At 38.4% G+C, this 19,263-nt stretch carries 14 protein-coding genes and 2 tRNA genes; 10 read left to right on the forward strand and 6 right to left on the reverse strand.

Annotated elements, in window-relative coordinates; translation table 11 throughout:
• The first annotated feature begins 127 nt into the window (after window positions 1–127).
• On the forward strand, window positions 128–622 hold the full coding sequence (locus L1283_RS14270; protein ID WP_088161680.1) for a TlpA family protein disulfide reductase: 495 nt from the start codon (window positions 128–130) through the stop codon (window positions 620–622).
• Between the two features lie 61 nt (window positions 623–683).
• Here L1283_RS14270 and clpB read toward each other — a convergent pair whose 3' ends face one another.
• Window positions 684–3,284 (reverse strand): ATP-dependent chaperone ClpB, encoded by a 2,601-nt coding sequence (gene clpB / locus L1283_RS14275; RefSeq protein ID WP_075992745.1) that lies wholly within the window; start codon window positions 3,282–3,284, stop codon window positions 684–686.
• A gap of 271 nt (window positions 3,285–3,555) precedes the next feature.
• Between clpB and L1283_RS14280 the strand changes: the two genes are divergently transcribed.
• Together L1283_RS14280 and L1283_RS14285 are read left to right on the forward strand one after the other, a co-directional pair.
• A tRNA-Thr gene (locus L1283_RS14280) sits at window positions 3,556–3,628 on the forward strand.
• 34 nt (window positions 3,629–3,662) lie between these two features.
• Window positions 3,663–3,735 (forward strand) — tRNA-Thr (locus L1283_RS14285).
• A gap of 42 nt (window positions 3,736–3,777) precedes the next feature.
• On the opposite strand, the gene L1283_RS14290 is transcribed toward L1283_RS14285, so the two are convergent.
• The 3 genes from L1283_RS14290 to L1283_RS14300 all read right to left on the reverse strand — a co-directional run bounded on the left by L1283_RS14290 (window position 3,778) and on the right by L1283_RS14300 (window position 6,261).
• Complete coding sequence (locus L1283_RS14290) at window positions 3,778–5,190, reverse strand: alkaline phosphatase (protein ID WP_429626273.1); 1,413 nt, start codon at window positions 5,188–5,190, stop codon at window positions 3,778–3,780.
• Between the two features lie 90 nt (window positions 5,191–5,280).
• Entirely contained in the window at window positions 5,281–5,934 is a 654-nt protein-coding gene (locus tag L1283_RS14295) for an NAD(P)H-binding protein (RefSeq protein WP_088161678.1), read from the reverse strand.
• Window positions 5,935–6,018: 84 nt separating this feature from the next.
• Entirely contained in the window at window positions 6,019–6,261 is a 243-nt protein-coding gene (locus tag L1283_RS14300) for a hypothetical protein (RefSeq protein ID WP_088161677.1), read from the reverse strand.
• Window positions 6,262–6,469: 208 nt separating this feature from the next.
• Between L1283_RS14300 and L1283_RS14305 the strand changes: the two genes are divergently transcribed.
• Entirely contained in the window at window positions 6,470–6,655 is a 186-nt protein-coding gene (locus L1283_RS14305; protein WP_046673540.1) for a hypothetical protein, read from the forward strand.
• Between the two features lie 50 nt (window positions 6,656–6,705).
• Here L1283_RS14305 and L1283_RS14310 read toward each other — a convergent pair whose 3' ends face one another.
• On the reverse strand, window positions 6,706–7,158 hold the full coding sequence (locus tag L1283_RS14310; RefSeq protein ID WP_088161676.1) for an Lrp/AsnC family transcriptional regulator: 453 nt from the start codon (window positions 7,156–7,158) through the stop codon (window positions 6,706–6,708).
• A gap of 155 nt (window positions 7,159–7,313) precedes the next feature.
• Between L1283_RS14310 and rocD the strand changes: the two genes are divergently transcribed.
• The 6 genes from rocD (at window position 7,314) to L1283_RS14340 (ending at window position 16,824) form a co-directional block, all read left to right on the forward strand.
• Window positions 7,314–8,540: an ornithine--oxo-acid transaminase gene (gene rocD, locus L1283_RS14315; protein ID WP_429626274.1), complete on the forward strand. Its 1,227-nt coding sequence runs from the start codon at window positions 7,314–7,316 to the stop codon at window positions 8,538–8,540.
• A gap of 3 nt (window positions 8,541–8,543) precedes the next feature.
• The gene (locus tag L1283_RS14320; RefSeq protein WP_159726582.1) at window positions 8,544–9,509 is read left to right on the forward strand and encodes an arginase; all 966 of its coding nucleotides are present in this window, start codon (window positions 8,544–8,546) and stop codon (window positions 9,507–9,509) included.
• A gap of 256 nt (window positions 9,510–9,765) precedes the next feature.
• On the forward strand, window positions 9,766–11,334 hold the full coding sequence (locus L1283_RS14325) for a tetratricopeptide repeat protein (protein WP_429626275.1): 1,569 nt from the start codon (window positions 9,766–9,768) through the stop codon (window positions 11,332–11,334).
• Window positions 11,335–11,540: 206 nt separating this feature from the next.
• Window positions 11,541–14,327, forward strand: a complete 2,787-nt coding sequence (locus L1283_RS14330) for a TonB-dependent receptor (RefSeq protein ID WP_333886911.1) — start codon at window positions 11,541–11,543, stop codon at window positions 14,325–14,327.
• A 150-nt stretch (window positions 14,328–14,477) separates the two neighbouring features.
• A complete protein-coding gene (locus L1283_RS14335) occupies window positions 14,478–15,740 on the forward strand; it encodes a right-handed parallel beta-helix repeat-containing protein (RefSeq protein ID WP_115049587.1) in 1,263 nt (420 codons plus the stop codon).
• 70 nt (window positions 15,741–15,810) lie between these two features.
• Complete coding sequence (locus L1283_RS14340; RefSeq protein WP_115049586.1) at window positions 15,811–16,824, forward strand: phytase; 1,014 nt, start codon at window positions 15,811–15,813, stop codon at window positions 16,822–16,824.
• A gap of 97 nt (window positions 16,825–16,921) precedes the next feature.
• Here L1283_RS14340 and L1283_RS14345 read toward each other — a convergent pair whose 3' ends face one another.
• Complete coding sequence (locus L1283_RS14345; RefSeq protein WP_115048769.1) at window positions 16,922–18,949, reverse strand: PAS domain-containing sensor histidine kinase; 2,028 nt, start codon at window positions 18,947–18,949, stop codon at window positions 16,922–16,924.
• Between the last annotated feature and the right edge of the window lie 314 nt (window positions 18,950–19,263).

Consider the following 19,263-nt stretch of genomic DNA (forward strand, 5'->3'; position numbering starts at 1 on the left):
TTAAAAATTAGCCCAAACTTACGGATTTTTTGTAAAAAAACTAAAATAATAGTTGACTGAAGCGCATTTTTAAGTATTATTGATTAAAATTAATTGAATAGTCACTGTTGGTTTAAATTTCTTTAACATGAGGTTCCTTTGTTCCCTATTTTTTGTAAGTGTATTTTTCTTATTTCAACCTGTTTTTGCACAGGCACCCAAAACACTTCCATCGTTTACTTTTGATGAGGTCTATCAGGCTAACAAGTTTAATTCGGACAAGCTTCCAAAATCGGGCTATATTGTGCTGGATTTTTACGACCCGGGTTGTGGCCATTGTCAGAAAATGGGGGCTGGTATCGCACAGCACTTGTCCAAATTCAAGAATGTATCCTTCTATTTTATTTCCATGAATGACAAGCCTTATGTCGATGGATTTATTAATATGCATGCGAAGGCATTGAAAAGTGCTCCAAATGTCAAATTCTTGTTTGATGCTGGAACTCAATTTATTGAAAAATTTAAGCCAAGCAATTACCCTTCGCTCTATATCTATGATGCAAAAACCAAAGTATTGGTACAGCATTTGGACGGCGAAGACGATGTAAACAAGTTGTTAAAAGCTTTAGGTATTACAGGTTAAATGTTTAAAAATTAACAATAAAAAAAAGAAGGTCCGATAGTACTATCGGACCTTCTTTTTTTTATTGTTCTTGTTTATTGATGAACACAAATTTACCGTCGAATACATCCAGACGAATAATCGAATCGCGATTTACTTTTCCGGATAAAATTTCCTTTGATAATTCATTTAAAATTCGTTTTTGAATAACACGTTTTAGTGGCCTAGCCCCATAAATTGGGTCATAACCAAGCTGTGCCAACCAATCCATTGCTTCATCAGAAGCCGTAATGAATATATTTTGTTCGGCCAGCTGTTTCTGAACATGTGCAAATTGTAAACGAACAATATCTCCAATTTCGTCTCGACTTAATGGCGTAAACATAATCACTTCATCGATACGGTTCAAAAACTCGGGGCGAATCGACTGTTTTAAAAGATCGAAGACCTCATTGCGTGTTTTGGCGATAATTTCATCCCTATTATCATCGGTCAGATGACTGAAATTCTCCTGTATAATGGTTGACCCCGTATTGGAGGTCATAATGATAATGGTGTTTTTGAAGTTTACCGTACGACCTTTGTTGTCTGTAAGATGGCCATCATCCAATACCTGCAATAGGATATTGAATACATCGGGATGAGCTTTTTCAATTTCATCTAACAAAACAACAGAATAAGGTCTTCTTCGGACTGCTTCAGTCAACTGTCCGCCTTCATCATAGCCGACATATCCCGGAGGCGCTCCGATTAAACGAGACACTGCGTGTCGTTCTTGATATTCCGACATATCAATACGAACCATGGATTGTTCGTCGTCAAATAAGAACTCGGCAAGTGCTTTTGCAAGTTCGGTTTTTCCGACTCCAGTAGTCCCCAAAAATATGAACGATCCTATTGGTCGTTTCGCATCATTTAATCCAGCACGTGATCGACGAATGGCATCGGAAATAGCTTCTATTGCTTCATCCTGACCGGCGACACGTTTATGAAGCTCTTCCTCTAGATTCAGTAATTTTTCGCGTTCTGATTGAATCATTTTACTCACAGGTATTCCCGTCCATTTTGCAACAACATCAGCAATGTCTTCTGAAGTAACTTCTTCTTTGAGCATACGCTTACTTTCTTGTTTTTCGGCGAGTTCAGCCTTTAGTTTGTCCACTTTTTCTTGCGCTTCTTTAATTCGTCCATAACGAAGTTCTGCTACCTTTCCATAGTCTCCGGAACGCTCGGCCTGCTCAGCTTCGAGTTTGTAGTTTTCAATATTCTCAATCTCTTGATTGACATTGTCAACAAGACTCTTTTCTTCTTGCCACGATGCTCTCAACGTATCTCTTTCTGCAGATAGATTAGCGATACTTTCCGACAGTTCTGCGACTTTTTTATCGTCATTTTCACGTTTCAAAGCTTCACGCTCAATTTCCAATTGCATGATACGACGTTCAAGCTCATCGACAGCTTCCGGTACAGAATCCATTTCAAGGCGCAATTTGGATGCTGCCTCATCAATTAAATCAATCGCTTTATCTGGTAGAAAACGATCGGCAATATAGCGCTGTGACAATTCCACTGCAGCAATGATAGACTCATCCAGAATGCGTACCTTATGGTGTGTTTCGTAGCGTTCTTTTAGGCCACGGAGAATGGAAATGGCATCTTGCGTGTCAGGTTCTTCAACCATAACTTTCTGGAACCTGCGCTCCAATGCTTTATCTTTCTCAAAGTATTTTTGGTATTCGTTTAAGGTTGTCGCTCCAATTGCACGTAGTTCACCTCTAGCTAACGCCGGTTTGAGGATATTAGCCGCATCCATTGCGCCTTCACCACCACCAGCCCCCACTAATGTATGGATTTCATCGATAAAGAGTATAATGTCTCCATTGGAATCGGTAACTTCTTTTACAACCGCTTTTAGACGTTCTTCAAATTCACCTTTATATTTAGCTCCGGCAACCAAAGCGCCCATATCTAAGGAAAATACAATCTTAGATTTTAAGTTTTCAGGTGCGTCGCCTTTTATAATTCTGTAAGCAATACCTTCCGCAATAGCCGTTTTACCAACCCCAGGTTCACCAACGAGTATTGGGTTGTTTTTGGTACGACGGGAGAGTATCTGCATCACCCGTCTAATTTCCTCATCACGGCCGATAACAGGATCCAATTTGCCGGATTCGGCATATTCATTTAAATTTCGTGCATATTTCCCCAGAGCATTATAGGTGGCCTCCGCATTTTGATCAGTTACCCGACTGTTTCCGCGCAATTCTTTTATGGCGGTCTTTAAGTCTTTTTCTGTAACGCCCTGTGACTTAAGTAATGTTGAGGTCTTATCAGAGGTCGCCAGGATACCCAATAATAAATGCTCTACCGAGACAAATTCATCATTGAATTCTTTGAGATAGCCCTGTGCTTTCTGAAGTGCATTGTTGGCATCGCTACTTAAATAAATATTGCTACCACTAACCTTCGGAAAACCTTCAATTTGTTTGTCAAGTTCAGTTCCGAGATAGCTGATGTTGACATTTAACTTTTTTAATAAGTGGCTGACAACATTTTCATCCACTGTGAGTAAAGCTTTTAAAATATGCGCTGTCTCAATCGCCTGTTGTTGATGGCCAGCCGCAATTTCGGATGCTTTTTGTATAGCCTCTTGGGCTTTAATTGTATAGTTGTTAAAATTCATTTTTATTCTCTTATTTAAAGTTTCGTTGATACATATTGGTTATAACAATTGAAGTGCCATTCGGTTTTTAAGCCATACTTCGGAAAAAATGGCAATATTTTTTATTGAATCATGACAAATTTTCAGTTATTGAAAATAATGCGCTTGATTTTTAAATAATTGGCATAACAGGGTATAAAATTCTTGAAATCGACTTGCATTTTTGGTTTAAGCTTTCGATATTTGCAGCATCTTAAAACGGTCAGACGTTGTAAGATTGAAAAGAAGTAACGCCTCTTTAGCTCAGCTGGTAGAGCAACTGACTTGTAATCAGTAGGTCATTGGTTCGATTCCGATAAGAGGCTCTTTTAAGCAACATGCATTAAACTTCTTTAAAAAGCCTCTTTAGCTCAGCTGGTAGAGCAACTGACTTGTAATCAGTAGGTCATTGGTTCGATTCCGATAAGAGGCTCATAAAAAAGATCCCCAAGATTTCTTGAGGATCTTTTTTTGTTTAGTCCAAACTAAGTTGTGCTGCTGTAGCGATTTTCTTTGGTATATCTGTGTTATCCATTTTCTGACTGAATTGCTCGGAGCCAACTCCGATCGCATATACCGGTGCATAGGCGGCCGAATGGTTGTTAGAGGCCCAGCTTATTGATCCCATCCGATTTAAGATTGAAATACTCAATGCGGCTATTTTGTCGTCGCTTGCGTAAAGGCTTTTTGCGGTTTCATTTTGATGATCGACAAAGCTTTTTTGATAGGCAGCTTCTAAAGCACTACGATCAGTTTCATGGATTGTAATTTTGGAAAATAAACCAGTTTGAGCAGCAATGAGATTCTTGAGATCGTCCCATGTTGCATTTGGATTATTCTTACGAAGGTTGCCAATTGCGTTCGAAAGTTCTGCATGCGAGGTTTTTTGGTGGGACAAGAATTTTGTTTTCAGCGAAGAACTTCCATTACCGACACCTAATCCTCCTGTTTCATGGTCCGCCGTAACGACTATAAGTGTTTCATTTGGGAATTTTTTATAAAAATCATAGGCGAGTTGTACGGAGGCATTGAAATCCAATACTTCCTGAATCGTTGTAGCCGCATCATTTGCATGGCATGCCCAATCAATTTTTCCACCTTCAATCATTAAAAAGAAACCATTTGTATTGTTTTTATGCAGTGAAGTGATAGCTGCAGATGTGATATCTGCCAATTTTAAATCACTTGGCTTTTGGTCTATGGCATATTTAAGGGCATCTATAGGACTGCCATCTGAATTCATCAATATGATCTTATCTGATTTATTTGGTAGTTGTGCATAAGCATCTTTTCCTTTAAGCACTTTATAGCCGGCTTTTTCTAATATGGGGAAAAGCGATGGCGCCTTTTTATGATCAAATGTTGTTTCGGGTTTGAGAAAATTGGATCCGCCAAAAAAGTCAAAATTGGAAGTGACAATTTCTTTACCGATTTCATAATACATGTCGCGGTCTGCTTGGTGCGCATAAAATGAAGCCGGGGTAGCGTGGTCTATGCTGACGCTTGTAATAATACCGACTTTCTTTCCTTTTTGCTTTGCGGCATAAGCTATACTCTTATAGGGGATAGTTCCTGTACTATCCATACCGATAACGCCATTTTTGGTTTTTTTTCCAACGGCTAATGCGGTACCTCCAGCGCCTGAGTCCGTTACGCCATTGGAGAGTGAATGTGTGGAGGCAAATCCAACATGAGGAAATTGGGTAAACACAAGTGGGATGGGATTATCTTTATGCTGTACTTCAGCTTGATGAATTTCGGTGAGATTAACCTGGTTGAGGCCCATGCCATCACCAATTAAATAAAAGATGTATTTTACTTCTTGGCCAAAAGAGGGGAAAACATGTACAAAAACGAGGAGAAACAGAAATAAAACGTGTTTTTTCATTTGAATGGTTGTTATTTTAAAAAAACACAAATTACAGCCTTAGGATTAGCTTACTGTTAATTCAATATTATGAATTATTTTTTACTTGTTTCAACTGGTTTCTGCTGCTAATTTCTGGATATCTTTCACGGTTACAGTATGGATACCTGTTGTGTAATGATTGATCGCCTGTAACATTGCCATAGCAACTTGTCCTACTGAAAGAGGCTCGTATGTTTTGAATAATCCTATTGTATTAAAGATACGGAGGGCAGCTATGGCTGTTTTTTCACCCAAGCGATCTGTATTTGGTCGGATTAGCCCTCCAGGCTGGAAAATAATAAGCCGATTGAAATCAAGTGCCTTAACATCCTGTTCAAGGCTTCCTTTCATGCGGTTATAAAAAATTTTTGATGCAGGATCCGCAAGAACAGCCGATAATAAGAGAAAGGTAGGAAAACCATTTTTTTTAGCCAATGCCGCAAATTGTAAATTAAGATCATGATCTATTTTCCATTGTGCATCTTTACTGCCTGCGTCTTTTAATGTGGTGCCAAGGCAGGAAATTGCGACATCGCCCTGTATCACTTGCTCAAAATCCGTTAGATTTTCAAAATCTACGATAACCTGTTTCAATTTAATATGCTCCTCAAACGAGACACGTCTTAAAAGCACAACGATTTCCGTAATTTCCTTAGATTTTAACATCAATTGAACGAGCGCTCTTCCTGTAGCGCCAGAACCACCTATTAAAACTACCTTCATTATTTCCTTACTTATTTTCTTTACTAATTATCTTGATTTAATTGCTTTACTGATAGTTATTTACCCATATGATTGAGTATGCAATTAATCTTTATAATTGGGCTTGCCCGGAGTAAAGCGCACAATAGATTGATCCAATCGGAGGGTGTCTGCTACAGTGATTAGATCTTCTTCGACAATAAAATTTTGATCAATAGCGGTCTTTATTGTTGTAAAATCCTCTTGATCGGCATCCTGAAAATAGAGGAGGGATTGAATCGTAGATACAGCCACCAGTTCGAGCAATTCGTTTTCACCTTCTAATCCAACATAGAAAAAATCTGCCATAATAATGATATTTGATGTTATACGAATATACTTTTTTTATTTTTAAAATTTGTCAATTAGCACGAGAACTTCTTGAAGAGTGATAGACACTATGTCAAAAAGTTGTTGAAATTTTTGTTTCTTTGAAACAGTTTTGGGTAGCCATCGTAAAATATATTATATTTGATATAGTCATTTTAAAGATAATTAACAATAAGTTTTAATAACGATGGATAAAGAGCAGATACAAAATTGGTTAGATAATGGGTATGATATACTTCATCATGGAAGACCAGTGAAGGTTGAAGGTGATTTGTGGGACTACATCGATGGATTGGGAAGCTATGAAAATGTATATGTTTTGCGCGAATTGATCTACTGGACAGAAGAAGAATTGGCAAATATAGGTAAGTAGTGTGGAGACCCTGAAATAGAGGTTCAGGATCCCATGAATGTTTTATTGTACTAGAATATAATATTACGTTTGAAAGCACAGCCTAATTCAATAAGGGAATCTGTTTTTGCAATTCCTGGAATGCTATCGATTTTTTCATAGAGTAATTGTCGCATATGTTCGTGGTTTTTAGCAATAATTTTTACATATAGCGTGTAATTGCCCGTAATGTAATAGCATTCTGTAACTTCTGGTATTTTCTTAAGTTCTTCAATAATTCGGCTCGAGTCATGATCTTTTTCTAAACTTAGCCCTGTAAAAGCACCCCAATCATAGCCTAGCTTTTTTTCATTTAATACAGGCTTTATACCGGCCAGTATTCCTTGTTCCGTCAATCGGTTGATTCGTTGATGAATCATCGTATTGGATACGCCCATAGCTGTTGCAATTGCAGAGTAGGCCATCCGTCCATCTTCGTCTAAATATTTTAAAATCTGCAGATCAAAATCATCGATACTATTCATTGTAGAAAGTGGTTTAAAAGTTAATTTTAATATTTTTATGCTAATTTAGTGTTAAATTTTATTTTTAATTCAATAAAAAAGTAAATATTGTATATTTGTTATTATTAGAAAAAATCTGAATTAGGAGTACAGTAGCTAAACAGGGTAAGGGCGAGATGTTCATTGCCAAAGAAGAAAAATATGGAGCGCACAATTACCATCCTCTTCCAGTCGTATTGGAACGAGCTGAAGGAGTCATGGTGTGGGATGTTGATGGAAAATCTTATTTTGATTTCTTATCTGCATATTCTGCTGTCAATCAGGGACACTGCCATCCGCGAATTATAAATGCTTTAAAAGAGCAAGCTGCGAAATTGACACTTACATCGAGAGCATTTTATAATAATAAATTGGGCGATTTTGAAGAAATGCTTTGTCAGTTATTTGGGTTTGATAAGGCTTTGGTGATGAATTCGGGAGTTGAAGCGGTAGAAACGGCAATGAAGCTTTGTCGTAAATGGGCCTATCAGGTGAAAGGTGTAGCAGCCAATCAAGCGAAAATTGTTTTTGCCAAAGACAATTTCCATGGTAGGACAATCTCCGTTATATCGGCATCCAATGATCGTACTGCAACACATGAATTTGGTCCCTTTTTAGATGGCATAGTACTCGTTCCCTATAATGATGTTGATGCGCTAGAACAGTTATTCAAAGCAGATGAAAATATTGCTGGCTTTATTGTTGAGCCAATTCAGGGCGAAGCGGGTATTGTCGTTCCTGATGAGAATTATCTGATGCGTGTGAGACAGTTATGTACAAAATACAATGTATTGTTTATTGCAGACGAAATCCAAACCGGTATTGCTCGGACGGGAAGTATGTTAGCATCCTATGATATTGATGCTGCGCAGAGTCAAAGCAAACCAGATGTTCTGATTTTAGGGAAAGCGTTATCGGGAGGTGTATTGCCGGTATCGGCAGTGTTGGCAAATGATTCCATTATGTTGTGTATTAAACCGGGCGAACATGGTTCGACTTATGGTGGAAACCCGTTGGCCTGTGCAGTGGCTATGGAAGCGTTAAATGTTGTACGGGATGAAAATTTGACGCAACGGGCGTTTCAGATGGGGGCATTGTTTTTGGATGGATTGCGTCAGATTGCCGCTAAGTGCACGTTAATTACAGAAGTGCGAGGAAAGGGGCTCTTGACTGCCATTGTAATTGATGCGGATGAAGAAAGTGATTTGGCCTGGAATATCTGTCTCAAATTTAAAGAAAATGGACTTTTAGCGAAGCCTACACATGGTAACAAAATTCGATTGGCTCCGCCGCTGGTTATTACAAAAGAGCAAGTCGAGACTTGCTTAGGGATTATTGAGCGATCGTTGACTAATTTGAAATAGTGTATGGAGAAAATGATTGAATTGATCAAAAACAGATCGGATATAGGAGCAGGGACTAGGGGTTCAGATCTGGGCATCGACGCCATCGAGATAGCTGCAATTAATAAAGGAAGTCAATATTTCATTAACTATCCATTTGTTGATGTGCCGACTCGAAATAGCTCCATTTATCAGAATGATAATCATCCTTTTGCGAAACATATTCAGCAGATTTATGAACAATGCAAACAAGTAGCTTCCACCGTTGAAGATAGCTTATCTTCCGGCAATTTTCCATTGGTGTTTTCAGGGGATCATTCCTCCGCAATGGGGACGATCAGTGGTATAAAGTCCGCTTATCCCGATAAGCAACTCGGTGTAATCTGGGTAGATGCGCATGCCGATATTCATTCTCCGCACACAACACCCTCAGGCAATATGCATGGAATGCCTTTAGCGGCGATGTTGAATGAGGATAATTTGCCATGCAAAATCAATGAAATAGACGAATCGACACAAGAATTTTGGAATAAACTAAAACGAATAGCTGGCCCAGTAGGTAAAATACAATCCAATCATTTGATTTATTTTGGTGTAAGGGATACGGAAGAACCGGAAGATCTGGTCATTGAACGACTTGGCATTAAGAACTATCGTGTGGAAGATACGAGACAGCGGGGAATAACCGATTGTGTGGCTGAAGCATTGAAAATCCTAGAAGCATGTGATATGGTTTATATCTCTTTTGATGTAGATAGCATGGATAGTGAATTGATATCGGATGGCACGGGAACACCAGTACCTAAGGGTTTTTTGCCAAGGGAGATTGTGTTGATTTTAGAAGAGATCATCCGATCTGGAAAGGTAATTTGTTTTGAAATTGTTGAAGTTAATCCGTTATTGGACAATAAAGGTAATAAAATGGCAGAGGTGGCATTTGATATATTAGAACGGATCACTCCGCTCATTGAATTGAAATCGGGTAATTAACCGGTTTTGGGATTGTCTATTTTCAAGCCCTTTTATTGATGTGTGTCGTCAATAAAAGGGCTTTTTTAATAAGTATATCGTTGAGCTTGGCGGATAAAAATAAGTCAGCCTTCCTTATGTTAAAACTCGTATTGCTTTATGTGATTTAATATTGTGTTAACATGTTTCATGTACATTTGCAATTCGATTATTTACGTTAAATATGAGGATTTCTGATAAAATTATTTTGTTTCTACTTTTTTTTATACAGCTTTTTTTGTGGCACCCGGGGACTGCGCAGGTTGAATCCTTTAAGGATATTAGAGGATTAAGTCAAAACCATCCTGATTCTGCAATTATGCTCGTCAAAAAACGTTATGCAAAAGCTGTTACGGATAAAGACTTATTATTACAAGCCAATTGTTTACAGGCGATTGGATGGTTATGTGTCAATCAGGGACATTATGGACAGGCGCAGGACTACTATTTTCAAGCCGATCGAATCTATACGCAATTAAATTCAAAACAGCATCTTGCTTCGAATTGGAGTGATATCGGGGAGCTCAATATTTTCAACAAACAACATGATGTAGCGAAAGTTTATTTTAACAAGGCGCTACATTCTTTCCGAACAGAAAGGGATAAAAATGGAGAGGCAGGTACATTAGGGAATATAGGTCATTTATTTGAAAAGGAAGCTAACTACGACTCCGCCTTTGTCTACCAGAATCTTGCTTTGTCTATTTATAGCAGTGTGGGTAATAAAAATGGAGAAGCCAAGATCCATGAAAATTTAGGCAGTATTTATGAAGATCTTGCAAGGTATGACAGCGCTTTTTTTCATTTTGAAAAAGCAAGTACCCTCTATACGGAAACAAAAGACAATTATGGAAAAATTGTGGTCATCAATAATATGGGCGATATTTTTAGAAAGACCAATAAATATCCAGAAAGTATCAAACTGACACAATTGGCTTATCAGATGGCGGAAAATTTGGGTGATGTGTATCAAATGGCTGCTACGACAAAAGATTTGAGTAGGACCTACGCCTTGCGTGAGCAGATGGATAGCGCATATTTTTATGCAGAAAAGAGCCGTAAGTTGGTGCTTGAACTGTATAGCGTAGATGGTGCTCGACATACAGCTTTTTTTCAGGCGCTCTACGATATGAATCAAAAAGCTGAGGAGATTGAAAAATTACAGGTAACAAAAAGAATCAACTTAATCATGCTGTGGGGAACAATCGTGGTTTTAATTTTGTTAATTGTATTATCCTATGTATTGCATAGTCGCCAGAAAATTAAGATCAAAAATCAGATCGCCGAATCGCGAAAACAGGAGGCCGAACGTGAGTTGACAGAAATTGCGCTTAAAAACCAGTTGCTTGAAGATAAGCAGCTCAAACAAGAACTGTCGCTCAAGCAAAAGGAATTGACATCCCATACTTTAAATCTAATCCGTAACAATCAATTTTTGGAAGAACTTCGTGATGAATTAAAGGGAATGGTTAAGGACGAACGCAGGGATCAAAAACGACAAATGCAGAAGTTGGTGTTGCAGATCAATGAAAATATCACACAGGGCATCCATTGGAAAGAATTTATGGGAACTTTCGAAAAGGTGCATCACAGCTTTTTTGAAAAACTTATTCAACGATTTCCAGATTTGACGGCCGCAGATATGCGATTAATAGCATTGCTTAAAATAAATTTGAATAATATCGAGATTGCCGTCCTATTGGGCATATCACAAGATAGCCTTCGTGTTGCCAGACATCGATTGCGAAAAAAATTAAGATTGGAACAAGGAGAGGATCTAGCGGGTTATCTCGTTGGTATTTCATAATTTTTTAACATAGGAGTAATAGAATGTTAATGGCGTGTAATTTGTTTTTAAACTACTGTTTATTAGCGTTTTAAATCTTTCTGTTTCCTTGCTGTATAGTGCTCTTTTTACCTTGTTTCCTTGTTGTAACGCTAGATATTTTGTGTGATTAAAATTGGCTGCCATCTTTGCGACAACAATCAAAGATTCATAATAATCTAAGCAAAATGAAAAACTTTTTAACGGTATTACTTGCCTCCAGTATTTCGGTCAGCGCTGCTTATGCGACCAAAATCAAAGGTAAGGTATTGGATGGTCAAACTGGTGAAGCTATTGCTGGTGCAACAGTATTCTTGGAACAGCGTGGGCTATCGACCAAAACACAATTGGATGGTTCGTTTGAATTCAAAGGATTATCTGCAGGTGTGGATAGGGTTCATATCAAGCATATGGCCTATGCCGAATTAATTAAAGAAATCGAAATTCAAAAAGAAAATACACCTCATTTTATTTTTCAGCTGACGTCTACCGAACAGACATTAATGGAAGTAACCATAAAAGGACGCCGGAATGGGGGGGATGATGATCCTAGTGCAAGGCGTTTGGAAAAGAATGCGTCACAAATTATGAATGTTGTTTCGGCGCGTGCAATAGAGATTTCTCCGGATATCACCGTTGCAAATGTTGTACAGCGTGTTTCGGGTGTATCTATAGAAAGAAATTCGAATGGCGAGGGACAATATGCTATTCTGAGGGGGATGGACAAACGTTACAATACCACTTTAGTGAATGGTGTAAAGGTTCCAAGTCCGGATAATAAATACCGTTATGTGCCTTTGGATTTATTTCCTTCAGATATGTTGGAACGCTTAGAAGTCTACAAGTCGCTAACACCAAATATGGAAGCCGATGCGGTGGGTGGAGTTGTCAATATGGTTATGAAATCGGCACCGACTAAATTATTGCTGCAGGCAAATTTGGCAACAGGTTACAGTCAACGTTATTTTAATCGTGATTTTGGAAGCTTTTCAACAGGCGGAACTTCGGCAAAATCTCCCTACGAACTGAATGGGAAGAATTACAATGCAACCGCTGCTGATTTTAATAAGGGTGCGTTAGATTATACCTATAAAAAACCCCTTCCAGACCTTGTCGGCAATCTGACAATAGGAAATCGGTATTTGGATGATAAATTGGGCGTTATTTTGGGCGCGAGCTATCAAAATTTACATCGAGGTAGTCGTTCTATTTTCTACAAATCGGCTGTCGTTGGCGTAAATCCCAATGCAGTAATTACTGAGCAGAGCGATCGTCAATATGATGAACAGCAACAACGCTTAGGTTTGCATAACAAGATCGATTATCGATTTAATCCAAATCATCGGGTTAGCTTTTATCAAATGTATGTGAATTTAAATAACATGCAATTGCGCGATGCCGTAAATACGATATACAATGGTCAGTATGATCCCAGCATTGGTAAAGCCGAACTGACCTATGTGACAAGAAGCCGAAAAACGCAGCAACAAATTTACAATGGTACCCTACAGGGGGATCATCATTTTTTAGATAATCGTCTGAATGTCCGTTGGTCAGGAGTACTCTCTTCGGCCCGCAATCAATTGCCACAAAATACGATGATCAGTTTGGATGGAGTAGAAGAAAATTTTGAACGTAAAAGGACTTCTCTCGTGAATAAATCTCCTGTAACCTATCGTTGGGAGCGGAATACCGATAATGATCGTGCAGGCTATTGGGATGTAGCTTATAAAGTTCCAATGGAAAACAGTAAGCTGGAGCTATCGACCGGAGGTTTGTATCGTGATAAACAGCGTAGTAGTTTTTACAATAACTACAACTTATCACCAGCTTCGGCAGAAGAGGCAAAGTATAAATACGGCGTGGATTTTCAGCGCTATACCGATCTCAATTTAACTGTTACCAATCCTACTGGAGCTGTCGCAAATCCATTAACTTACGACGCCGGTGAGAAGACAACAGCATTGTATGGCATGTTCAATTATGAGAATGACAAATGGCAGATGATCGGAGGGATCCGTATGGAGCATACCAATCAGAATTATAAATTATTGTTTCCTGCAGGAGAAAAAAGACCAGAAGGATCTCAAATTTATACAGAGTGGCTGCCAAGTTTGACCATGAAATATCATTTGGACGAAAAACAACAGCTTCATGCGGCCTATTATCGAGCGTTAAACCGACCTGGATTTTATGAAATTGTACCCTCAAGTGTGGTTAATGAAGAGTTTTTAGAAAAAGGAAACCCAGATTTAAAACATGCCTTAGCAGATAACTTCGATTTAAGGTATGAATTATTCCCTGAAGCTTCCTCTCAATTTCTTGTGGGTATGTTTTACAAGAAAATCAAAAACCCAATTGAATATACCTTTCAACCGGATGAGGTTCGTAAGCAGGATGTATACTACACCCCCGGTAATTTTGGTAACGCCAACAACTTTGGTATCGAGGTTGATTATATCAAGTATATCCAAAAATTTGGTGTTAAGGCCAATTATACCTATACACATTCACGTATAACGACCGCCAAGATGTCACGTCGAATCAATGAAACCACACAGGACCCTGAAGCGATTATCGTGGATCAAACGAGGCCGCTATATGGGCAAGCTGCACATGTGGCCAATCTATCGCTACTTTACAAAGATGCTAATAATGGCTGGGAAGGACAGTTAGCTGGATCTTATACCGGCTCACGAATCAATACAGTGTCGCAATTTTTGAACGATGATTTATGGCAAAAAGGATTTGTTCAGTTAGATGCTTCTATTGAGAAGAAATTTAAAGCTGGCTGGGCCATTTTTGCCAAAGCTAACAACATCTTGAATACACCAATGGAATTGTATGTGAAAGGAACAAATCCCGAAAATGAGAAGATCGGCGAAAAGCTTATTGAAGGCGGAAATACATTGATTAGAAAGGATTTGTATGGACAGAACTATATCCTTGGTTTACGTTATTCGTTTAGTAAATAATAGACTCGCGTAAAACACGACATGTTTTAATCTGAACATGTGTGATGTGAATTAAGAACAATTTGTTTAGGTGAAGCTTGAATTTTTTTGGAAAGCCAATGTTTTCGATAAGTGAAATCTGCTTCATCATTAAAAATTAAATATATACAGATGAAAAATAAATGTATTTTATCGTTTCTAGCGTTTTTTATCGTGGTGCTAAGTGCCTGTGAAAAAGCAAATATTGATGTTGATACTTCTGATGCTGATGGAAGTGCTATAGGTGAGGTCTCCGGTGTGTGGAGCAAAGGGAGTGTGCAGCATATCAAGGGAGATATTATTATTCCCGAAGGCAAGAGCCTGACGATTGAGGAAGGTGTAACCGTATTGATGGATTCAGTCAATAAGCCTGAAATTGTTGTTTTGGGTAATTTGTATGCACTAGGTACAGCTGAAAATCCTGTAAAGTTTACGGTTGAAGATGGATATAAGACGAAGACGAATGAATTTGGGAAGTTATGGGGAGGAATTTTAGCCGCTCCAAGCTGCCAGGAACTTGTTTTGGACAATACCGTCATTGAATATGGTGGTGCAATTACATCGGATGCGTCGACTTCTGTAAAAATGGGCTTGTATAAAAAAGTGTCTGGTGAAGCTTTGCCAGCTTTGTGGTTCTCAAATCCAGACGGAAAGCTAGTTGTTCAAAATAGTACTGTAAGTCATTTTCACGAAGACTGTACGTATATTGAAGGCGGAAAAATCATTTTCGCTAACAATCGTTTCTTTTCTAATGGGGTGACAGGTGGAGAAGCGATGAATTTCAAATCCGGATGTCTTGCAGATGTTGCTTATAACCTCGTGTATAGTGTAAATACCAATGCATTAAAACTATCCAACTCGGGAGACCGTACACCGCAGGCTTATATTATTGTTTATAATAATACCATGCTCAATACAGGGTGGCGCAGACCTACAGCCAAAGGAGGTTCCATATGGTTAGAAGCCTCTGTCAGAGCAGAAATTTATAATAATCTTTTTGCCAATACACGGTTTGGTGTCAAGCGTGATCCTAAAAAACCAGAAGATAGCCGTTCTGTGTCAGGTAATAATTGGTATTATGGCTACGGTCAATTGACTGTAGATCAGTTTCAGGTCGGTAAAAATGATATTGTAGGCGGTAGTAATGATGTTAGAGGTAAAGTGGCAGGGGAGAATAATCCTAAATTTGTTTCTTATCCTTTAGAAACATCAGTTGACAATTACATATTTGATTTAACCTGGGATTTTCATCTTCAGGGGAATTCACCTGCATTAAAGGCCGGTACTTTGGCTTTTAAACCCCATTTTACGAGTGGCCTGGTGATGTCAAACGGCCTGACATATAATTCTCCTCAGCCTGCAGCTTATGTTGGGGCATTTGGTTCCAAATTCTAATTTACTTCATATAATGACAAATTTAAAAACAATACTAACACTAACTTTTGGAGCGTCAACCCTGCTTCAAATGGCATGCAAAAATGCGCAAACAAATACGGTAAACTCAGTTAAACCCATTATTGTGACCGATGCTGTACGTTATGATTCGGATGATCCTGCAATTTGGATCAATAAGAGCGATCCGAGCAAGAGTCTGATTATAGCAACGGATAAAGATGCCGATGGAGCTTTATTCGTGTACGATTTACAGGGTAAAACGGTCAAAGAAAAAGTGGTTTCCAATTTAAAACGGCCAAACAATGTCGATGTCGCTTACGGTTTGGTATTGGGGGGGAAACCTGTCGATATCGCTGTCACAACAGAGCGTATGACCCATAAATTGCGTATTTTTTCACTACCTGACATGAAGCCGATCGATCAAGGGGGATTAGATATGTTTGTTGGTGAAACTGAGCCTGAATTCAGAGATCTGATGGGGATTGCCCTATATACTTCTCCAAAAGGAGAGATCTATGCTATTGTTGGACGAAAAAATGGACCAAAAGAAGGCTATTTGGGACAATATTTATTGGAGGATAATGGCTCTGGTTCAGTAAAAGCTACACTGGTTCGCAAATTCGGTTCATTTAGTGGAAAGAAAGAGATTGAGGCAATAGCGGTGGACAATGAGCTTGGGTATATTTACTATTCGGATGAACAGGTTGGCGTAAAACAATACTATGCGGATCCAGCAAAGGGAAACCAACAGTTGGCATTGTTTGCTACAGCAGGTTTTAAAGAAGATCATGAAGGTATTTCGATTTATAAAGTGACCGACAGTACTGGATATATCTTGGTGTCGGACCAGGGTGCAAATCGTTTTCAGGTTTTTAGTCGGGAAGGAACCAAAAGCAATCCTTTCGAACATAAATATCTGAAGACTGTGCCGGTTATGGCAACACAAAGTGATGGTTCGGAAACTACCTCTTTTAATTTAAATGAAACCTTCAAACATGGCTTGTTTGTTGTTATGAGTGACGATAAAACATTCCATTATTATCGATGGGAAGATATTGCCGGAGCCGATTTGAAAAAGAAATAGGTGACGAATTAATATTTCAGCAACAGTTGTGATTTGATTCGCAACTGTTGCTTTTTTTGCTATCGGAAATTTTATTGGTGGTAATTAGCGCTGTTATTTATACACTGACCGGAATTTTAAACCAAAAGGTTGACCCTTGGCCGATCTGGCTGTCGACACCAATTTCTCCTTGATGTTTTTGAATAATTTCTTTGCAAATAAACAGTCCTATGCCAAATCCCGAAGCATAACGATCTGCATCGTCATTTACACGATAGAATTTATTGAATATTTGTTTCTGATCCTTATGATTGATGCCTTTTCCTTGGTCTTTGATCTCGACTTCAAAATAACCTGAATGTATGGCCACATGCATAGTAATTGTTGAATTACTGGGCGAATATTTAATGGCATTATCCATGAAGTTGATTAACACTTGTTCGATTTTATCACGATCGGCGATAATCTCCAAATTCGAATCTATTGCTCCTGAATAATGAATGAAGTGCTTTGCAGATTTTAGAGAATAGATATTTTGAATATAATCGAGTAAAGAACAAACGTTAAATGTCTTTTTGCGAAGTACTAACTTACCCTCATTTAGTTGAGTAACATTTAAAAAGCCGTCGATTAAACCGCGCATGCGCGTTGCTTGCTCATTCGATTGGTGGAGATATTGCATGCGCTTTTCGCTGCTCAATGTACCTTCTTTGGCTTGTAGTAATTGGATATAGGCAATGAGTGAGGTCAAAGGTGTTTTGAGTTCATGACTTGCGATACTAATAAAGTCTAGTTTTTTCCTTTCTTCTTCCTTGTCATTGGTGCTGTCTATTATAGCGCCGTAGATCATGAGTCTTGTCGTATCCGATTCCAATTGACTTCCGCCTATTGACCTTAACCATTTTATCTTACCCGTTTTTTTATCTTTTATTTCACATTGACAATCAAAAGGGGATTGTTTGAGCGTTACTTCTTGAAAAACATGATGAATGATGTTTCTATACTGAGGCAGAATTTGGTCGAAAAAGTCGGATTCTTTTATGTTGTCACGCTGATCGAAGCCAAATAATTCACGGCAACGATCATTGAGTTCCATTTTCTTGGTTTCCATGTCAATAGAAAAGATACCGATGCCGGCGGCTTCTACGATCATTCTAAACTGTTGATCTCTTTTGGCGATAAGTTGATTAATAGCTTCAAGTTTTTCATGCTCTTGATGCTGGATGGTAATATCTATAGCGGTGCCTGCAAACCATTCGGGTTGTTGGTCTTGGTCAAAGTATACTCTTCCTTTACAGTGCAACCACCGTAATTGAAGATCTTGTGCTCCAATGGTTCTAAATTGTACGTCATAAACACCTTTGTTTTGGTAAGTCAGTGACTTTTTGACTTCTTGATCGATTCTATTCCTATCTTCTGGATGAATATATTTTAGTACCTCATTATATGGAACATATTCACCTTTCGCAAAACCAAAGAGCTCCCGGGTCCGTTCATCCCAATTGACCATATAATTTTTACAATTTAAATTCCATGTACCCATCTCAGCCGACTGTAAGGCAAAATGGTAATGTTCTTCACTTTCTATGATTTTCTTGAGTGCATCCTTAAGCTTTTCATTGAGATCTTCGGTATGTTTAGGTGATAAGGTATAATTATTCGTGGGGATTTTGTAGGGGGTTCCTGCTACTGTATACTTTTGAGTTAATAAATCTTGTAGCAGTTTTCGTTCAATGGTATTTTTTTCTTGCGTTTGTGGGGTGTCGTCTTCATTTTCAGGTATCAGTCTAATTTGATTAAATATGGCATAAATTTCACCCTTTTCATTGATGAGCGGATGATATTCAAACGTGTGCGTATATCGGAGTGAAGATTGTTGTTCGGTTTTGAGCTTGATCTTTATCTTGTCGATCAGCTGTGTATTTTCATTTCCCCAAACGTTTTTCAAAAGGGGGATATAAGACGTTAATTCTTCTTGTTGAAGACAATTCTCAAGATATTGCCCAATCGCGCTGTGATCACAATTCCATAATTTTAACATGTTAGTGCTTGCATAAGAAATACGGAGATCTGCGCTATCATAAATTGCGCAAGCATCCAATGAAGAAGAGAGAACGGCTAAAATATCTTTATCTGAACAAATCATAACATATCAAAAATTAAGCGTTGATTAAGCGATATCATGTATAGCTTGATTTAATAGCGTACAAATATTGTTCCTTTTCTCAGGGGTTTTCTCTTTATCGATAAATGATAGCTGTTGTCGGTCATTAGCAATACCTACTTTTTGATCTGTTAGTGATCCTAGAGGTTGTTTAATATGGAGTCATGATATCAATAGTACAGTGAATAGAAATTCGTATCTTTCCTCTATAAATTAACTATAATACAGTCCCCTTGCGCATTGGGTTTTGCGATTTTCCTCTTCGAGTTTGGTCAGCCGTAAGGCTGGCATTAACT

It is taken from the genome of Sphingobacterium sp. HSC-15S19, assembly GCF_050433745.1.
Classification (GTDB): domain Bacteria; phylum Bacteroidota; class Bacteroidia; order Sphingobacteriales; family Sphingobacteriaceae; genus Sphingobacterium; species Sphingobacterium siyangense.